The following is a 16696-nucleotide window of genomic DNA, read 5'->3' as shown; positions in this document are numbered from 1 at the left end:
CCGCGCTTGCGGCCCTGTGCATTTAAGCGTTACACCGCGTCATACCCGCAACATCCGGGTCAGGAGAATCTGCAATGAAGCGTCGCGTCGTCGTTACCGGCATGGGCATGGTCTCGCCGTTGGGCAATGATATGGCCACCAGTTGGAAGGGCATTACCGAAGGCCGTTCCGGCATCGGTCCGCTGACCAACGTTTCGCAATCCTACCTGGACCGTTTCACCACCAAGATTGCAGGTGAGGTCAGGGACTTCGACATCACCGCCGACAACGAACAGTTCGGCACGTTCCGGGTCAGTGGCAAGGATGCCAAGAAGATGGACCCGTTCATTCATTACGGCCTCGGTGCCGCCTTCATGGCCTTGAACGATTCGGGCCTGGAAATCACCGACGGCAACGCAGAGCGCGTGGGTGCCATCGTTGGCGCCGGCATCGGCGGCCTGCTGGGTATCGAAGAACAAACCATCGATTTCCACGAGGGCAAGAAGATCTCGCCCTTCTACGTGCCCAAGACCATCATCAACATGCTCCCGGGGCAGTTGAGCATCATCACCGGCCTGAAGGGCCCGTCGTTCTCGGCGGTGTCGGCCTGCGCCACCTCCAACCATTCCATCGGCACCGCCATGCGCATGATCCAGTACGGCGATGCGGACGTGATGGTCGTGGGCGGCGCCGAGCGCGGCTCCTCGCCGACCGCACTGGGCGGCTTCTGCGCCATGAAGGCCATGTCCACCCGCAACGACGCGCCGGCGGAAGCCTCGCGCCCGTGGGACAAGGACCGCGACGGCTTCGTGCTGGGCGACGGTGCCGGCATCCTGATCCTGGAAGAATACGAACACGCCAAGGCGCGTGGCGCGCGCATCTATGCCGAGCTGGCCGGTTTCGGCGCCAGCTCCGATGCGTACCACATGACCGCCCCGAGCGAGAACGGCGAAGGCGCGGCGCGCTGCATGACCATGGCCCTCAAGGACGCCGGCGTGACCCCGGACCAGGTGGGTTACCTCAATGCGCATGGCACGTCCACGCCGCTGGGTGACCTGGGCGAAACCATGGCGATGAAGACCGCGTTCGGCGACCACGCCCACAAAATGATGGTCAGCTCCACCAAGTCGATGACCGGCCACCTGCTCGGCGCGGCCGGCGGTGTGGAAGCCATCTTCTCGGTGCTGGCGCTGCGCGACAACGTGATTCCGCCGACCATCAACCTGCACCAGCCCGGCGAAGGCTGCGACCTGGATTACGTGCCCAACACCGCACGCGATGCCAAGGTCGACGTGGTCATGTCCAACGGCTTCGGCTTCGGCGGCACCAACGGCACGCTGGTGTTCAAGCGGGTCTGATCCACTGCCGCCGCACACGCACCGGGCCGCCATCTTGGCGGCCTTGGTGTATCTGGCCTTCGCTCCTTCCGGTTTCCCGCCATGCTCCTGATCCAGCCGTTGCCCGCCACCACCGACCTGCTCGCGCTGCAGCGCGTGGCACCGCAGCGCTATCCGCTGCTGATGGAATCCACTGCCTCGGGTACCGCGCAGGGGCGCTGGGACCTGCTGCTGATGGGCAACGGCGAGGCGCAGGCACTGCATGCCGACGGCGTCGTCCGCGATGCCGAAGGGCAAGCGCACTCCGGCCGCTTCCTTGATGTGCTGGATGCGCACTGGGCCGCCCTGCGGCTGCCCCGCGAAGAGACGCTGTTGCCGTTCCGCGGCGGCTGGGCGCTGATGCTGGATTACGAGCTGGCCGGGCAGATCGAGACCGTGCTGCAGCTGCCGGCGCGCGCCGACGGGCTGCCCTCGGCACTGGCCCTGCGTTGCCCGGCTGCGGTGCTGCACGACCGCGTGCTCGGCCAGTACCACGCGGTGTGCGAGCCTGACCACGACGCGTTGCTGCAGACGCTGCTGGCCGACCTGCAGGCGAGCGCCGCGCTGCCGTCATTGCCGGCCTGGCAGCCACCGGCAGACATGCATGAAGACGCGCCGACGCGCTTCACCGACGGCGTCGGCAAGGTGATCGATTACCTGCGTGCCGGCGACGTGTTCCAGGTCAACCTGTCGCGGCGCTGGCAGGCGCAGTTCAGCGACACGCTGTCGCCGCAGGCGCTGTACGCCCAGTTGCGGGTCGCCAACCCGGCACCGTTCGCCGGGCTGTTCATGGCGCAGGGCAGGGCGGTGGTCAGTTCCTCGCCGGAGCGGTTGGTGTCGGTGCATGGCGATGACGTGCAGACCCGTCCCATCGCAGGGACCCGCCCGCGCTTCGCCGGGGACGACGATGCCGCGCGTATCCGTGAGCTGGTCGGCCATCCCAAGGAGCGCGCCGAGCACGTGATGCTGATCGACCTGGAGCGCAACGACCTGGGCCGCATCTGCACACCGGGCAGCGTGGAAGTGGATGAGCTGATGACCGTGGAAAGCTACGCGCATGTGCACCACATCGTCAGCAACGTGCGCGGCCGCCTGCGCGAGGGCGTCAGCCCCGGCCAGGTGATCGCCGCCACCTTCCCCGGCGGCACCATCACCGGCTGCCCCAAGGTGCGCTGCATGCAGATCATCGCCGAGCTGGAACAGACCGCGCGTGGCGCCTATACCGGTGCGTTCGGCTGGCTGAACCGCGACGGCGACCTGGACCTGAACATCCTGATCCGCACCGCCGAGGTGAGCGCGGGCAGCGCCGCGTTCCGTACCGGCGCCGGCATCGTGGTCGATTCGGACCCGGACAAGGAACTGGACGAAACCCGCGCCAAGGCGCGCGGCCTGATGCGGGCGCTGGGCCGGCATGATTGAGCCGTTTGGCGGTGTGCAGCACCCGCGCGGTATGCTGCGCGGCGGCGAAATCGATTCGAGGTGACCATGGCGGGTGCGAAACGGGGTTGTCTGGCCGTGCTGGCGATGCTGCTGTTGGCAGCAGTGCTGCTGGCCGGTGCGGGGGCGTGGTTCTGGCACAGCCAGAGCGGCTTCGCCGATGCGCCGCTGACGCCCGACCAGCCCAGCATGGTGATCGCCCCCGGCGACGGCCTGAACACCGTCCTGGGCAAGCTGCGCGCGGTCGGCGTGGACGAGGGCAGCGACACCCAGTGGCAGCTGCTGGCGCGCCAGCTGGATGCGGCCGGCAAGCTCAAGGTGGGCGAGTACGCGCTGGATGCCAGCCTGACCCCGCGCGCGCTGCTGCTGCGCATGCGCCAGGGCCGGGTGCTGCAGCACCGGGTAACCATTGTCGAGGGCTGGAACATTCGTCAGCTGCGCGCCGCGCTCAAGCGCGCCGATCCGCTCGTGCACACCACCGACGGCCTGGACGATGCGGCGCTGATGAAGGCGCTGGGCTTCCCCGGCGAACATCCGGAAGGCCGCTTCCTTCCCGAGACCTATGTGTATCAGCGCGGCGACAGCGACGTGGACGTGCTCAAGCGCGCGCACGCCGCCATGGAAAAGGAACTGACCGCCGCCTGGGACAGCCGCAGCGACGACCTGCCGCTGAACTCGCCTTACGAACTGCTGACCCTGGCCTCGATCATCGAGAAGGAAACCGCGCTGCCCAGCGAGCGTCCGCAGATTGCCGGCGTGTTCGTGCGCCGGTTGAAGATCGGCATGCGCCTGCAGACCGATCCCACCGTGATCTACGGCATCGGTAGCAGCTACGACGGCAACATCCGCAAGCGCGACCTGACCACCGACACGCCCTACAACACCTACACCCGCGCCGGTCTCACCCCGACGCCGATCGCCATGCCCGGCCGCGACGCACTGCATGCCACCGCCCAGCCGGCTGCCGGCAATGCGCTCTACTTCGTTGCAGTGGGCGATGGCAGTGGCGCGCACGTGTTCTCGGCCAACTACGCCGACCATAACGCCGCCGTTGCCCGCTACCTGCAGCAGCTGCGCCAGCAGCGCAGCCAGGCGGCCCCGCAGTGACCGCCGCGCTGCTGCGCCACCCGCGCTTTGTCAGCCTGGAAGGTGGCGAGGGGGCCGGCAAGACCACCGCGATCAACGCGCTGCGCGATGCACTGCGCGCGCGCGGGCATGAGGTGCTGCTGACCCGGGAGCCGGGTGGCACGCCGCTGGCCGAGCGCATCCGCGCGCTGGTCCTCAAGCCGGACATCGAGATCGCCGCCGAGCCGCTGTCGGCCGAGGCCGAGCTGCTGCTGGTGTTCGCCGCGCGCGCCCAGCACGTACGCCAGGTGATCCAGCCGACGTTGCGCCGGGGGGCCTACGTGATCAGCGACCGCTTCACCGATTCCAGCTACGCCTACCAGGGCGGTGGACGTGGCCTGGATCCGGCCTGGATCGCCGACCTGGAGCGTCGCGCGGTCGGCCTGCTGCCCGGCCTGACCCTGCTGCTGGACGTGGACGTGGCAGTGGGGCGCGCCCGCGCCAACGGCCGCGACATGTGGCCGGACCGTATCGAGAGCGAACAGGACGACTTCTTCCAGCGGGTACGCGCGGTGTTCCGCCAGCGCGCTGGCGAGGATCCCGCCCGTTTCCGCCTGATCGACGCCAGCCAGGACCAGGCCGGCGTCGCCGCGGCGGTGGTGGCTGCCGTGGATGTGTGGCTGGCGCAGGCACCGGAGAGCTGAGATGAGCGAGACCTTTTCCCCCTGGCAGAAACGCGCGTATGACCAGACGGTGGCCGCGCTGGATGCCGACCGACTCGGCCATGGCCTGCTGATCTGCGGCCCGGCCGGGCTGGGCAAGCGCGCGGTGGCACTGCGCATGGCCCAGCACATCCTGTGCAGTGGCGAGCCCGCGGCGGCCAAGCGCAGCGCGCAGCTGATCGCCGCCGGTACCCACCCGGACCTGCAGCTGATCTCGTTCATTCCCAACAAGTCCGGCGACAAGCTGCGCACCGAGATCGTGATCGAGCAGGTCCGCGAGATCTCGCAGAAACTGGCGCTGACCCCGCAGTACGGCATCGCCCAGGTGGTGATCGTCGACCCGGCCGACGCGATCAATCGCGCCGCCTGCAACGCGCTGCTCAAGACGCTGGAAGAGCCGCAACCGGGCCGCTACCTGTGGCTGATCAGCAGCGACCCGGCGCGCCTGCCGGCGACCGTGCGCAGCCGCTGCCAGCGCCTGGAATTCAAGCTGCCGCCCCGCGAGGAAGCGCTGGCCTGGCTGCAGTCGCAGGGCCACACCGAGGCCACTGCCCGCGAGGCGTTGGACGCGGCGCGTGGCCACCCGGGGCTGGCCGATGAATGGCTGCGCGATGACGGCCTGGCGCTGCGCAAGCAGGTGGCCACCGATCTGGAGGCACTGGTGGCCGGCCGCACCGGGGCGGTCGAGCTGGCCCAGCGCTGGGCAGGGGACGACAACGCGGCCTTGCGCCTGCGCCACGCCGCCGACCTGGCGCTGGCCCAGGCCAGCGCGGGCGGCTTGACCGATCCGGATCGATTGCACAAGCTGGCGGCGTGGTTCGACGCCGCCAACCGTACCCGCGATCTGCTGCGCACCACCGTGCGCGCCGACCTTGCGGTGGTGGAATTGTTGTTGGCCTGGAACAAGGTCAACGAGCGGCAAGCAAAGGGGAATAGAGCATGAGTGCCACCAACGCCCGCCAGGGCATCCTGTCGCTGGCGGTCAAGGACAAGGCCGCGCTGTACAGCGCGTACATGCCGTTCGTGAAGAATGGCGGGGTCTTCGTGCCCACCCCCAAGCGCTACTTCCTGGGCGATGAGGTGTTTCTGCTGCTGACCCTGCCCGACTCCAGCGAGCGCCTGCCCGTGGCCGGCAAGGTGATCTGGGTGACCCCCGCCGGCGCCCAGGGCAACCGGGCGGCCGGCATCGGCGTGCAGCTGGCCGAAGGGGCGGAAGGGGAGAACGTGCGCCACCGGATCGAGACGCTGCTGGCCGGCATCCTCACCTCGGACAAGCCCACCCACACGATGTGAAGAAAATTCGGCAAAACCGTTGACGTCGAAATTTGCCGCCCTATAATGAGCGGCTCAGCAGCATCGGGCGGTTAGCTCAGCGGTAGAGCATTGCCTTCACACGGCAAGGGTCACAAGTTCGAACCTTGTACCGCCCACCACGCTGCAACATGAAGAAGCCGGCCCTTGGGTCGGCTTTTTTGTTGCCTGCGGGTTGGGGGGGGCGGCGCATCCTTGTACTCAGGCATCACCTTGCCCGCAGTCAGCAGGCGCTCGTCAGGGATGGCGCTGGCATGGATTCCGCATTGGATACAGTCGCGCGGGATGGACCCGACGTCCGGTGGTGAAGGATGGGGCCGCCACGCAACATGAACCGTTGGGGCGATATATTCTCTCCACCTCGGCCATTGAGGTTGGACCGAGGCTACGCGCATGCGACAAGCCAACGGACGACAGGAGACCATGATGCGATGCAGGTCGTTTCGCCGATGGGCGGCAATCATTACCCTCGCCGCTGTAGTACTTCCGCTGTCCGGTTGTGCCGCCGCAGGGGACGGAAAAGTCGTCCCGGCTCAGGGACAGACCACACTGACAGGAGTTCGACCCATGCTGGAATCCATCTATGCCTCGGCAACGCCGGTTCGCTTCGAGCAACTTGACGTCAGCGACCTTGTCGCCGAGCACTTTCCCGCCGGCACGGGCCGGGCCGTAGTCAAGGAGGCATTCCTTGCGTCGGCGTCGTCGAAGATCGTCGAGGAGACGCCGCAAAAGCTGGTGGTCCGGGACAACAAGGGTCAGGCGATGCTCGATCCGGATGCACGTTCGATCGTGATGACCTTTTCCTTCGACACCCAAGGGGCATTGATCGCCGTGAAGGCGATTCATCTCAAGTACCAGTAGTCATAAGGATCGGGCCATGGACGAGAAGATCGAGATCGGATATCGCAATATCGGATCGGTGCTGGGCAAGGAGTACCACCACAAGTTCATCCTCTACACCGACCGTAATGGCGAGCAACACACCATCAGCGGATGGACCGGCGATGCCCAGGTGGGATTGCCGTATGGACGGATACAGGTGGAGGCTAACCTCGTCTACGACGCCGCCAATCCAGACCATCCGAAAAATCCCAATGCCACTGGCCAGGCGCAATATCGCGAGCGGATTGCCAGCGGTGCCGACCTGTCCGGGACGTGGGCGCAGATGGTGGCCAACGCCCAGGGCAAGGACGACAAATACCCCTACGACCCGCAGCGGCAGAATTCCAACACCTTCGCCGACAGTGTGCTGCGCGATGCGCATCTCCGCGAGCCCACCCAAGATGGCGTCGGCGGACATTGGGCGCCCGCATCGGGTCGCCCGCTGGATCATTCTCTAAAGCCCGTGGTGCCGGGGCTGGGCACCTCGGGGAATACGTTCAGCGCCAACGATGCTGCCGCCGATCCGGGACGCGAGGTGCAATTGCGCGCCAACCCGCTCTATCGGCAGGCGCTCGCTGGGCTGGAGCAGCTCGGACCCGAGGTGCAATTGCGCGCCAACCCGCTCTATCGGCAGGCGCTCGCTGGGCTGGAGCAGCTCGGACCCGAGGTGGGTGTGTATGCAGATGTGCAGGACAAGGAACGTATCGCCGCTGCGCTCGCACTGCGGGCCCGTACGCATGTGCCTCCGATACCGGAGATCCATGAAGTCGTGCCCAGCGCGACCAACGGCAATGTGTTTGCGGTCTGGAAGAGCGCAGACAACGATCAGTTTGTGATGCGTGCTCACGTCGATCGGGGCGAAGCGACGCAGCAGCCTTTGATGCAGAATCTGCAGGCATTGGAAACAGCAGATGCGCAGCAGGTGCGCGCGCAGGCGCAGGCGCAGGAACAGAGCCAGAATCAGAACGAGGTCGGTCGAGCAACAATGCGAATGGGGTGAACGATGGCCGCTGAACGGGCACGAGCCGCGGCCTGCGCTGATTCACATGGCAATTCAACCGAACGTATTGTGCATGGCACAGCTCATGTCCACGAATCAGTTACTGACGCGGATGCAAAGTGCGACATGAAATGGCGTGAACCGAGGGACGTGTCGCTCAAGCAGCAGACCCGCTTCAATCCGCTCGGAAAACCGGTGCGGACAACGTTCACGTGGCTTTTCCTCGCCTTTGCGGCCGTGTTCGTCATGGGGAGCATAAGATGCCTCCGCCGCCTTCCCGCCACGTGACCTGGAGAGCCGCATGGAACCCGACGCAACCGATCCCGCCCTCGCCAGCCCGGCCGACTACAGTGATGTGTTGTACCCGGTGTATTTCGAGGTGGGCGAGTGGCAACACGTCGTGCGGGACGCGATGATCGCGTTCCTGGTTCAACGCAGCGATGGTCATCCAGCCTTCCACTTCGCGCCGGATGCGCTTCGCACCACTGCGCACGGCTATGAGGTGGACCTGCCGATGCAGTTGATCCCTGAAGTGGTGCGCGCGTTGGCCGAGCGGAACGTGGCGATCTATCAGGTGGTCAGGCGGCAGCCCCGATGAGCGTTCGTCTGTAGCAGGACGCATTCGGCCTGATGCATCATCGACACACTCGCAGGGAGCGCAGCAGATGAACAGTCGACGCAGTACCCGAACGCCGATGGCCTGCTGGCTGCTGCCCATCGCGCTGTGCGTTCCGCTACCGGCACTGGCCTCCGACCCGGTTGGCATGCTGACGGTGTTCTTCGGGCTGCCGGTCTTCATGACCGCCGTCGTGGTGTTGGGCACGCTGGTGATCTTCCGACGCCACCGCTGGGCGAGAGGGATCGGGTTGTTGCTTGGCATCCCCGTATCGTTGCTTGGCGCGTACCTCGCATATGTGGACACCTGGCGCTTCTGGCCCGACCGGAATGGCAGCGATGACGGCACGCAGATGCTGATTGTCGTTGGCTGGACGCTGCTGTGGTGGTGCGTGCTGTGGTTCACCTGGCTGTTCTGGCGCACGGGGAAGGTGTCCTCGTCGGCAACGGATGTCCTGCCCAAGCGGTATCCCTGATACTCCACCGGATGGCACGTCATATCGGCGCGCACGCAGCACAATCACGAGGCCGCAATGACCGATCCTTACAACAGCAGTCCGCGCGCCGGTTCGGCTACCCGGCTCGACGATTCGATGGTGACAACCGCCATGGAGCTGCCCGGCTATCGCATCGTGCGCAGCCTGGGCGTGGTGCGTGGCATCACCGTGCGTTCGCGTTCGATAGTGGGCAATTTCCTCGGCGGGTTGCAGACGATCTTCGGCGGCAACATCACCATCTATACCGAGCTGTGCGAGCAGGCCCGCGAGGAGACCTATCGGGACATGGCCAAGCATGCGCGCCTGCTGGGTGCCAACGCGATCATCGCCATGCGGTATGACGCCACCGATGTGATGACCGGACTGACGGAAGTGCTGTGCTATGGCACGGCGGTGGTGGTTGAACCCGCGCTTGGCTGACGCGCATTCGCTTTGCCCGGTAGTGGCCGGCGTTGAGGCCGCTTTCTCTTCCAAACGACAAGGTGAACTGCATGCGCCTGTTGAAATCACTGGTAGTTGCACTGCTGCTGTTCTCGATCACGGCCCACGCCGGAACGCCCTTGGTGACGGGTGAGGCCGAACACGCGCTGAGGGCGTGGCTGGCCGCATTCAACGACGGTGATCGCGATGCGCTGGCGGCCTTCCGGGAACAGTACAAGATGCGCGCTGACGCGAAGGGCGATCTTGAGTTCCGCGCAGAGACCGGGGAGCTGCGGGTGCTGGAGGTCGTCGCCAGCACGCCGGGGAAAGTGCAGATGCTGCTGCTGCCCAGCGCCAATGACCGTGTGATGCTGGTGACGGCGACGCTCGACCCGGACAAGCGGTCGGCCGCGTTCGCGTTCGAAGGCGCGCAGACCCCCGCGAAATACCAGCCCAGGCGCATGGCGATGGCTGACGTTCTGGACGCGGCCAAGACGCGTCTGGATGCGCTGCAGGCGACTGGCGACCTCGGGGGGGTGTTCCTGGTGGCCAGGCAGGGAGACGTCCAGATGGCGTGGCACGGCGGCCTTGCCGATCGTGAGCAGGGCCTGGCGGTGGCGCGCGCTACCCGATTCCGGTTGGCGTCGTTGAACAAGATGTTCACCGCTGTGTCCATTCTGCAGCTACAGGAAGCGGGCAAGCTGTCGCTGGACGATACRCTGGCCAAACACCTGCCGCGCTACCCGAACCCGTCGGTCGCAGGGTCGGTCACGCTGCGTCAGCTTCTGGACCACACCAGCGGACTGGGCGATATCTTTGGTGACAAGGCCACCAGCAACGCCGACAGTCTCAGGACGCTTCAGGACTACTGGGCGGTGTTTGGGGAGGAGCCAGTGGCGTTCACGCCGGGAAGCCGGGACCAGTATTCGAACTATGCATTCATTCTGCTGGGCAGCGTCATCGAGGCGGTCTCGGAACAGTCGTACTACGACTATGTCGACGAACACATCTATCGCGTAGCGGGCATGAGCGCGACCGGATCCGAGCCCGAGTCGATGCCGGTCGTCGGCAGGGCCAAGCCGTATACCAAGGTCGATGGCCGATGGACAGTGGAAACGGCATCGCTGCCGTGGCGCGCTACCTCGGCCGGTGGTGGCTACAGCACCGTCGACGACATGCTGAAGTTCGGTGAGGCGCTGCGTGCGGGCAAGCTGCTGTCGCCTACGTCATTGGCAGCGGCGACCTCCCCGCAGAATCATAAGGCCTGGTACGGCTATGGGTTCATGGTGCGTGGTGAGGGTCGTGATCGGCTGTACGGTCATGAAGGCGGCGCACCCGGCGCCAACGCCGTGTTCTATGCGATGCCCGCGCAGGGATATGTGCTGGTAGGACTGAGTAATGTCGATCCTGAAGCGATGGGCAATGTGGTCAATTTCGTGGCGAACCGGTTACCGCTCTAGCGGCATGCGCCCGTGATACTTCGCATGTATCGCAACAGCACGCCATCGGTATTGGTCACGGGTGCAGTGCAGGCCGCATGCTGCTTCGATGGATAACGAATCAATCTTCTCGTTTACCGGCCAGGTCGGCCTGGTCACCGGCGCGGCCGGTGGCCTTGGCCTGGCTTACAGCCGTTTGCTGGCACGGCGCGGTGCGCAGGTGGTGATGCACGATGTGGGGGCCGACCGTGACGGCACCGGGTTTGATCCGCAGCGGATTGAACGGGCGGTGGCCGAGCTGTGCGGGCAGGGCCTGGTGGTACATGCCGCGCACGGTGCGCTCGACAATCGCGCGGAGTGCCGGGCCCTGGTGGCCGATACCCTGCAGCGTTTCGGTCGCCTGGATTTCATCATCCACAACGCCGGGTGGGTCGAGTACCAGCCGATCGACACGCTGGAGGACGAGCGCTTCGACGCGATGATGGCGATTGCCGCGAAGGCGCCCCTGTGGCTGGCGCAGGCTGCATGGGCGTCGATGCAGGACGCGCGCTACGGACGCATCGTGCTGACTACTTCTGATCGCGCGCTGTATCCGCAGTACGTGCAGCACGGGCTGGCGGCCTACGCGGCGGCGAAGCTGGCTGCGGTGGGCATCGTCAACGTGCTGGCCGCGGAGGGCGCGCCGCACGGGATCGTGGTCAACGCGGTGTCGCCGGTGGCCAAGACGCGGATGTGGGGCGTGCAGGGTGAGCCGGATGAGTTGCATCCCGATGCGGTGGCACCGGGTGTTGCGTATCTGGCGTCGGCGGCGTGCGGCGAGGGTGGCTGGATCCTGCGCGCGAGCAATGGCCAGTTCCATGCCACGCGGAGCGTGGAGGCCGAGGATGTGGCGTATCCGCGCGACCTGCGTGCGGTGCGGGCGGAGAGCATCGAGGATGTCGCCGCGCAGTGGACGGCGATTGCGCGGCCGGCTGTTTGACGACCATGGTGCGGGACTCGCAGTGCCGTTGTGCGTGCATGCCGTCCCGCCGGCACCTGCGTTGCAGCAGTTCCTGCAGGCAGCGGATCTTGCATCGGTCTACACAGCAACGTGGTTGGGATAGATAGGCCCTCGTTCAACGACGGCTCTAGCGGGGCGCGCGCAATACCCGGTCCAGTGCCGCCATGGCGTCGCTGGCCACCGCGGCCGGGTCGCGCGCCTTCATCGCATCATTGAACACCTCCAGGCCAATCGGCCCGGTGTACCCCATGCGCGCAAGTCGCTGCACCAGCGCCGCCACTGGCCAGATGCCGCTGCCGGGCAGGCAGCGTGCGTGTCGGGCCTGCTGCTTCACGGCACCGGGCTGCGGTTGGGTGGTCACATCCGACAGTTGCACCAGCGCGATTCTGTCTGCCGGAATGCCTTGCAGGTCGTCGACGCCACGACCGGCGGCGAACAGATGGAAGGCATCGACCACCAGATCCCGATTGTCGGCATCCACTGCCTGGATCTGTTGCCATGCCGACGGCACGGTGGAATGCAGGTGGCTCCATGCCATGGCCTCGTAGGCGATGCGCAGACCGCGCGCGGAAGCTTGCCCGCAGAGCCAGCGGAGATCGGCAGTGACCTGGTGCGTCTGGCAGTCCGGCGTGGTGCAGGCGGGCACCAGCACCGTGCCGGCACCGACGGCGACGGCCATGTCCAGAAGCAACTGCGCTTCGTCGCGCTTGGCCTCGCGCGTGGCTGCCGGGGCACCGTCGAAATCGAGTAGCACCTGCAGGTCGGTCAGCTGCAGTCCGGTGCGTGCGAGTGCGTCACGTACGGCGTCCACCGAGGCGGCCTGCACGTCCTCGCGCCACAGTTCGACCTGCGCGAAGCCGGCCGCTGCGGCGGCCTGCAGTTTCTGATCGGTGCTGCCGCCGAGCAGTACGGTGTTGAGGAAGCGCGGGCCGGGCAGGAGCGACATGGGTGAGCCGGTGGGGGAGGTGACGCGCCCGATGCTAGCGATGCCACCATGCACTACACGTGCAGACACGCCGCTCAGCGCGTGCGCTTCACCCACGCACGCACCACCAGCGCGATGAGTACGGCGAACACCAGCCAGGAGACCACGTCGAACACGCCGTCGCCGATCAGGGCGCTGACCAGGCCGAGCACGCTAACCGCAGCGATCCAGGCCGGGGCGATGAACGGGCTGCGTGGTGCGGAACGGGGCCGGTTCACGCGGCGGCTCCGGTCCGTGCGGCGCGCTCGAGTTCGCTCACGCGCGCCTCGGTGCTGCCGCGCTTGAGCCACAGGTACAGGCCGGTGACCAGCACGGCGATGGTCAGCAGATCCAGCAGCGCCCACAGGATCTTCAGCGGCAGCTTGCCGTAATCGCCAAAGTGCAGCGGCTGGCTGAGCAGCAGCACGCTCATGTAGACCGGCAGCTGGGGCTGCGCAGTGAGCGTGCCGGTCTGTGCATCGACCAGGACCGGGCGATACAGGCGCTCGGTGAGTGCGCTGTTGCCCTGCATGAACACGCCATAGTGGTGATCGCCGCTATAGCCGGTGCCGGGAAAGCTGACGAAGGCCGGACGCATGCCTGGCTCGGCGGCGCGCGCGGTATCCACCGCAGCCTGCAGCGACGCCAGCGTGGCCGGGCGTGGCTGCCCTGCATAGCGCGCGGCGAATTCGCCCAACTGCTCGCCCTGCCATGCCTGTTCGAGTGGTTTGGCGACGGTGTTGATGGCGCCGGTGATACCCACCACCAGCGCCCAGCCGAGGGTGACGACGCCGAGTACGTTATGCAGGTCCAGCCACGCTAACCGGCGGCTGCGGCCGGTGCGCAGCGTGCCGAATGGCTGCTTGCGCATGAACGGGCCGTACAGCACCAGCCCGGAGACGATCGCCATGGCGAACAGCACCCCCATCGCGCCCATGAACAGCATGCCCGGCAGCCCAAGGAACAGGTCGGTGTGCAGGCGGTAGAGGAAGTACATCACCCCTTCGTTGAACTGCGCGGCCGGCAGTACCTCGCCGGTGATCGCATGCAGCAGCGCGGTGTGCATCTGCGGTGGCGGGGTATCCACGCGTGCACCGGTGTTGACGTAGACGGTGGGCGCATCCGGATCCCAGCCGACGAACAGCGGTACATCGCCGGGATAGCGTTGCAGCGCGGTGCGAACCTGCGCATCCAGATCGCGCGGCACCGCATCGGCTGCGGCGCTGGTGACCTCCGGCTCGCTGAGGTGGGCGATTTCCTCGCCGAAGACCAGCGGCAGCCCGGTGAGGCACAGCAGCAACAGGAACACGGTACAGACCAGGCTGGTCCACTTGTGCACGAGGAACCAGGCGTTGAGGGTGGATCGTTGCATTCGGCTGGCGCGGGGCTGGCGAGGTTGCCGGCGATGGTACGTGATGCGGCCGCGGCGGTCAGCGGTGGCCACGGCGCTGTGGCGGCGGGGGTGCAACGCCGGGAAACAGGTGTTCGGCCATGAAGTCGATGAACACACGCAGCCGCGCGTTGGGTTGGCGATTGCCAGGCCACAGCAGCGAGAACTGACCGGGCTGGCGCGGGTGGTCGGGCAGCAGTTCCTGCAGGCGGCCATCGGCCAGTGCCTCGGCGGCGAGAAAGTCGGGCATCCACGCCACGCCCATGCCGCCGATCGCCGCGGCCAGCAGCGCCTCCATGTTGTTGCAGGTCATCACCGTGACCAGCGCGTCGCCCGCGTCGTCGTCGTGGCCGGGCAGTGACCAGGCCTGCAGCTTGCCGGTGGTCGGGAACCGGAAGCGCACCGCAGGCTGGGTGGCCAGTTGCGTCAGCGTGGCCGGTTGACCGTGCGCATGCAGATGCGCAGGCGCTGCGCACAGGACGAAGTGGAACGGGCCGAGCCGGCGTGCCATCAGGCTGGAGTCGGCGAGCTCGCCGCTGCGGATCACCACGTCCAGCCCTTCGCTGACCACATCGACAAGGCGGTCGTTGAAATCCAGCTCCAGTTGCACGCCCGGGTAGCGCTGCCGGAACAGCGGCAGCAATGGCAACAGGAAACGGTAGCCGATCGTAGGCAGGCCCACCCGCAGCAAGCCGCTGGGCGACTGTTGGCGCTGGCTGAGGTCGGCGCGCGCTTCAGACAGCTCGTCCAGCGCGCGCTTGCAGCGCTGCAGCAGCACCTCGCCTTCTTCGGTGAGGCGCACGCGCCGGGTGGTGCGCTGGAACAGGCGCACGCCGAGGTCCTGTTCGAGCCGGGCCACGCGCTTGCCGACGGTGGAAGGCGACAAGCCAAGGCTGCGGGCGGCGCCCACGAAGCTGGAGGCCTCGGCAGTGCGGACGAAGGCTAGCAGGGCGGTGATCGAGTCCATGTCCGGATCATTACGGAAGAAGTGGCCGTAATCAAACGACTTTGGCGCCATTTATTGCAGATAGCCGCACCCTTATCGTCAATACCCGACTTCGCTGGAAGATCCCATGTCCCTGTTTTCCCTTGAGCCGTCCCGGCGCGATCCGCGCTGGGCCGTGCTGGCCGTATGCCTGGCGGCGCTGGCCTTGCCGCTCTCGTTTTCCGCCGGGGCGGTGGCGGTACCCGTGCTGGCCAGCCGCTTCCCGGGATCGCCCGCGGCGCTGGCCTGGGTCACCAATGCCTTCATGCTCAGCTTCGGCAGCCTGCTGCTGGCCGCCGGTGGTCTGGCCGACCGGCTCGGGCGCCGCCGCCTGTTCCTGTGCGGCACCGGCGGTTTCGTGTTGGCCACGCTGGCGGTGTGCCTGGCGCCGGATCTGCGCTGGTTGGATCTTGCGCGTGGCGCGCAGGGCGTGGCCGCCGCCGCCGCGCTGGCGTCGGGTGGGGCGGCGTTGGCGCAACGCTTCGATGGGCATGCGCGTACCCGGGTGTTTGCGCTGATGGGCACGATGTTTGGTGTCGGCCTGGCACTGGGACCGCTGCTGGCCGGGATGCTGCTGCAGGCGCTGGGCTGGCGCAGCGTGTTCGCCTCGGGCGGGGTGCTTGCGTTGGCGGCGTGGGCGCTGGCCCGGCGGCACCTGGACGAGAGCCGGGGCCAGCACGTGCGCCTGGATGTGGCCGGCATGATCAGCTTCAGCCTGATGCTGGCGGCGTTGACCGTCGCCTTGTTGTTGCTGGGCGAACACGGGCCGCGCTCGCCAGCCGTGGTGGGCGCGTTGCTGGCCACGGCGGTGTTGCTGGCCCTGTTCGTGCGGATCGAGCGCGGCCAGCGGCAACCGCTGCTGGACCTGTCGTTGTTCGCGCAACGCGGCTTCCTCGGCGTGCAGTTGCTGCCGGTGGCGACCTGCTTCGGTTACGTGGTGCTGCTGGTGGTCCTGCCGCTGCACCTGCTGGGCGTGCAGGCGCAGTCGCCGCTGCAGGTGGGCCTGCAGATGCTGGCGCTGTCCGCGCCGATGCTGGTGTTGCCCATGTTGGCCGCCGGCTGGGCGCGACGCTTCAGCGCGGCACGGCTGTGCACGCTGGGCCTGGCGGTGTGCGCGGTGGGCCTGTATCTGTTGTCGCAACGCGCGCTGCATGTGGCGCCCACGCAGTGGTGGCCGGCGATGCTGCTGATCGGTGCCGGCACTGCGCTGCCATGGGGCCTGATGGACGGGCTGTCGGTGAGCGTGGTGCCGGTGCAGCGCGCCGGCATGGCCGCCGGCATTTTCGGCACGGTGCGGGTGGCGGGTGAGGGGATCGCGCTTGCGGCGGTGACGGCCGTGCTGGCTGCGCTGGTGACACACCGTTTGGCGCCGGGTAGCGGTGTGCCGCTGGCGACCCTGGGCAAGGCCGGTGCTTACCTGGCCACCGGTTCGCTGGCGCAGGCGTCGGCCCTGCTGCCGGGGGTGCCGGTGGAGGTACTGCAGCAGGCCAGCCGCGACGCGCTGGTCTGGCTGCTGCGGGGGTTGGCCGCACTCACCGCCGGCAGTGCGTTGCTGGTCTACGCCTTGCTGGGGAGGGAACGGATGCCTGCGGCGGCCAGCGCCGATGGATGAGG

Annotated in this window: 18 protein-coding genes and 1 tRNA gene; 15 read left to right on the top strand and 4 right to left on the bottom strand. The window is 67.1% G+C overall.

The genetic code is table 11. The features are described from left to right. Nucleotides 1-74: 74 nt before the first annotated feature. From fabF to AC1DR7_RS10545, 14 genes are all read left to right on the top strand, one after another. Nucleotides 75-1337 (top strand): beta-ketoacyl-ACP synthase II, encoded by a 1263-nt coding sequence (gene fabF, locus AC1DR7_RS10610; protein WP_256775672.1) that lies wholly within the window; start codon nt 75-77, stop codon nt 1335-1337. 81 nt (nt 1338-1418) lie between these two features. Continuing rightward, entirely contained in the window at nt 1419-2774 is a 1356-nt protein-coding gene (locus tag AC1DR7_RS10605) for an aminodeoxychorismate synthase component I (RefSeq protein WP_457319466.1), read from the top strand. 66 nt (nt 2775-2840) lie between these two features. Then, nucleotides 2841-3899: an endolytic transglycosylase MltG gene (mltG, locus tag AC1DR7_RS10600; protein WP_457319467.1), complete on the top strand. Its 1059-nt coding sequence runs from the start codon at nt 2841-2843 to the stop codon at nt 3897-3899. After that, entirely contained in the window at nt 3896-4561 is a 666-nt protein-coding gene (gene tmk / locus AC1DR7_RS10595; protein WP_457319468.1) for a dTMP kinase, read from the top strand. Before mltG ends, tmk begins: the two co-directional genes overlap by 4 nt. A 1-nt stretch (nt 4562) precedes the next feature. Then, nucleotides 4563-5522, top strand: a complete 960-nt coding sequence (locus tag AC1DR7_RS10590) for a DNA polymerase III subunit delta' (protein ID WP_478052915.1) — start codon at nt 4563-4565, stop codon at nt 5520-5522. After that, nucleotides 5519-5872, top strand: a complete 354-nt coding sequence (locus AC1DR7_RS10585) for a PilZ domain-containing protein (protein WP_256775677.1) — start codon at nt 5519-5521, stop codon at nt 5870-5872. Before AC1DR7_RS10590 ends, AC1DR7_RS10585 begins: the two co-directional genes overlap by 4 nt. Before the next feature lie 65 nt (nt 5873-5937). After that, nucleotides 5938-6012, top strand: a tRNA-Val gene (locus AC1DR7_RS10580). Between the two features lie 445 nt (nt 6013-6457). Then, on the top strand, nt 6458-6751 hold the full coding sequence (locus AC1DR7_RS10575; RefSeq protein ID WP_457319507.1) for a DUF6393 family protein: 294 nt from the start codon (nt 6458-6460) through the stop codon (nt 6749-6751). A gap of 16 nt (nt 6752-6767) precedes the next feature. Continuing rightward, nucleotides 6768-7772 carry an XVIPCD domain-containing protein gene (locus AC1DR7_RS10570; RefSeq protein WP_457319506.1) on the top strand — a complete coding sequence of 335 codons (1005 nt, stop codon included), beginning with the start codon at nt 6768-6770 and terminating at the stop codon, nt 7770-7772. A 301-nt stretch (nt 7773-8073) separates the two neighbouring features. Beyond that, a complete protein-coding gene (locus AC1DR7_RS10565) occupies nt 8074-8370 on the top strand; it encodes a hypothetical protein (protein ID WP_256775680.1) in 297 nt (98 codons plus the stop codon). Nucleotides 8371-8437: 67 nt separating this feature from the next. Next, on the top strand, nt 8438-8863 hold the full coding sequence (locus AC1DR7_RS10560; protein WP_457319505.1) for a hypothetical protein: 426 nt from the start codon (nt 8438-8440) through the stop codon (nt 8861-8863). A 57-nt stretch (nt 8864-8920) separates the two neighbouring features. Then, nucleotides 8921-9304 (top strand): YbjQ family protein, encoded by a 384-nt coding sequence (locus tag AC1DR7_RS10555; RefSeq protein WP_457319504.1) that lies wholly within the window; start codon nt 8921-8923, stop codon nt 9302-9304. A gap of 71 nt (nt 9305-9375) precedes the next feature. Further along, nucleotides 9376-10764, top strand: coding sequence for a serine hydrolase domain-containing protein (locus AC1DR7_RS10550; protein WP_457319503.1), 1389 nt, complete (start codon nt 9376-9378; stop codon nt 10762-10764). Nucleotides 10765-10852: 88 nt separating this feature from the next. Then, nucleotides 10853-11722: an SDR family NAD(P)-dependent oxidoreductase gene (locus AC1DR7_RS10545; RefSeq protein WP_478052913.1), complete on the top strand. Its 870-nt coding sequence runs from the start codon at nt 10853-10855 to the stop codon at nt 11720-11722. 148 nt (nt 11723-11870) lie between these two features. On the opposite strand, the gene AC1DR7_RS10540 is transcribed toward AC1DR7_RS10545, so the two are convergent. The 4 genes from AC1DR7_RS10540 to AC1DR7_RS10525 form a co-directional block, all read right to left on the bottom strand. Further along, nucleotides 11871-12689, bottom strand: coding sequence for a sugar phosphate isomerase/epimerase family protein (locus tag AC1DR7_RS10540; RefSeq protein ID WP_457319501.1), 819 nt, complete (start codon nt 12687-12689; stop codon nt 11871-11873). Nucleotides 12690-12763: 74 nt separating this feature from the next. Then, entirely contained in the window at nt 12764-12946 is a 183-nt protein-coding gene (locus AC1DR7_RS10535; RefSeq protein ID WP_457319500.1) for a hypothetical protein, read from the bottom strand. Next, complete coding sequence (locus tag AC1DR7_RS10530; RefSeq protein WP_478051950.1) at nt 12943-14079, bottom strand: PepSY-associated TM helix domain-containing protein; 1137 nt, start codon at nt 14077-14079, stop codon at nt 12943-12945. The genes AC1DR7_RS10535 and AC1DR7_RS10530 overlap by 4 nt, the downstream gene beginning before the upstream one ends. 58 nt (nt 14080-14137) lie before the next feature. Next, nucleotides 14138-15064 carry a LysR family transcriptional regulator gene (locus AC1DR7_RS10525; protein WP_457320271.1) on the bottom strand — a complete coding sequence of 309 codons (927 nt, stop codon included), beginning with the start codon at nt 15062-15064 and terminating at the stop codon, nt 14138-14140. A gap of 106 nt (nt 15065-15170) precedes the next feature. Here AC1DR7_RS10525 and AC1DR7_RS10520 point away from each other — a divergent pair, with 106 nt between their 5' ends. Continuing rightward, nucleotides 15171-16694: an MFS transporter gene (locus AC1DR7_RS10520; protein ID WP_457320269.1), complete on the top strand. Its 1524-nt coding sequence runs from the start codon at nt 15171-15173 to the stop codon at nt 16692-16694. Nucleotides 16695-16696 lie beyond the last annotated feature (2 nt).

It is taken from the genome of Stenotrophomonas sp. P5_A9, assembly GCF_056400525.1.
Note: the sequence above shows the minus strand (reverse complement) of the source record. Positions and strands in the feature narration are given on the sequence as shown.

Bases quoted from the DNA above. Each gene is read 5' to 3' on its own strand.
- fabF (WP_256775672.1), top strand. From the start codon at position 75: ATGAAGCGTCGCGTCGTCGTTACCGGCATGGGCATGGTCTCGCCGTTG.
- AC1DR7_RS10605 (WP_457319466.1), top strand. From the start codon at position 1,419: ATGCTCCTGATCCAGCCGTTGCCCGCCACCACCGACCTGCTCGCGCTG.
- mltG (WP_457319467.1), top strand. From the start codon at position 2,841: ATGGCGGGTGCGAAACGGGGTTGTCTGGCCGTGCTGGCGATGCTGCTG.
- AC1DR7_RS10590 (WP_478052915.1), top strand. From the start codon at position 4,563: ATGAGCGAGACCTTTTCCCCCTGGCAGAAACGCGCGTATGACCAGACG.
- AC1DR7_RS10585 (WP_256775677.1), top strand. From the start codon at position 5,519: ATGAGTGCCACCAACGCCCGCCAGGGCATCCTGTCGCTGGCGGTCAAG.
- AC1DR7_RS10575 (WP_457319507.1), top strand. From the start codon at position 6,458: ATGCTGGAATCCATCTATGCCTCGGCAACGCCGGTTCGCTTCGAGCAA.
- AC1DR7_RS10570 (WP_457319506.1), top strand. From the start codon at position 6,768: ATGGACGAGAAGATCGAGATCGGATATCGCAATATCGGATCGGTGCTG.
- AC1DR7_RS10565 (WP_256775680.1), top strand. From the start codon at position 8,074: ATGGAACCCGACGCAACCGATCCCGCCCTCGCCAGCCCGGCCGACTAC.
- AC1DR7_RS10560 (WP_457319505.1), top strand. From the start codon at position 8,438: ATGAACAGTCGACGCAGTACCCGAACGCCGATGGCCTGCTGGCTGCTG.
- AC1DR7_RS10555 (WP_457319504.1), top strand. From the start codon at position 8,921: ATGACCGATCCTTACAACAGCAGTCCGCGCGCCGGTTCGGCTACCCGG.
- AC1DR7_RS10545 (WP_478052913.1), top strand. From the start codon at position 10,853: ATGGATAACGAATCAATCTTCTCGTTTACCGGCCAGGTCGGCCTGGTC.
- AC1DR7_RS10540 (WP_457319501.1), bottom strand. From the start codon at position 12,689: ATGTCGCTCCTGCCCGGCCCGCGCTTCCTCAACACCGTACTGCTCGGC.
- AC1DR7_RS10530 (WP_478051950.1), bottom strand. From the start codon at position 14,079: ATGCAACGATCCACCCTCAACGCCTGGTTCCTCGTGCACAAGTGGACC.
- AC1DR7_RS10525 (WP_457320271.1), bottom strand. From the start codon at position 15,064: ATGGACTCGATCACCGCCCTGCTAGCCTTCGTCCGCACTGCCGAGGCC.
- AC1DR7_RS10520 (WP_457320269.1), top strand. From the start codon at position 15,171: ATGTCCCTGTTTTCCCTTGAGCCGTCCCGGCGCGATCCGCGCTGGGCC.